The 573-nt window shown below is 61.8% G+C and carries 1 protein-coding gene; it reads right to left on the bottom strand.

The annotated features are described in order from the left end of the window. On the bottom strand, window positions 1-514 hold a 514-nt coding region (locus tag FK268_RS23530; RefSeq protein WP_146437865.1), incomplete at its 3' end, for a phage portal protein. Between the last annotated feature and the right edge of the window lie 59 nt (window positions 515-573).

The raw sequence follows: 573 nt of genomic DNA, 5'->3' as shown, positions 1-573 counted from the left end.
GGATGTTGTCTTCCTTGTCCTTGTCGATCACCGACAGCAGGTTGTCGAGGTGCCGGCGACGACGGTTCCATTCACCGGTGGCCTCCGTGGCGTCCTTAATGTGGATCAGCGCGTCAGGCTCATCGTCATCGCCGACTGTGTTGATGAGGAACGCCGGCCCGTGCTGGAGAGCAGACACGATCGCACTGTCGGTTTCGGATGACAGGTGATTGTCGTCCCACACATCGTCGCCGCCGATGCTCGCCAGGTCGCCGTCAGGCCACACAAACCCCTCGAGGTTGCATCGGCGCGAGAGCGCGTCGACCGCCTTGCCGGTCCAACCGAGGACCAGGCCCAGGTTGTAGTACTGCGGCGGGATCAGGGTGCCGACTTGCCGGATGGACCGCTTGTTCTCGTAGTACGACGTCCTCAGCATGTTACTTATACGCAGGTCGTCGATCTGCTTTAAAAGGCCGTTGACGAGACTGTTTTCGTCGACAGTGAGCCCAGGGATCCGCACGTTCGTCTGGCCCATCTACGTCACCCCAGCCCGCCGGCCGGTCGAAGCGACCCGGCCAGTACTTGCGGAACGAC

Source organism: Tsukamurella sputi, assembly GCF_007858445.1.
Lineage (GTDB): Bacteria > Actinomycetota > Actinomycetes > Mycobacteriales > Mycobacteriaceae > Tsukamurella > Tsukamurella sputi.
This window is presented reverse-complemented; position numbering and strand designations above follow the sequence as displayed.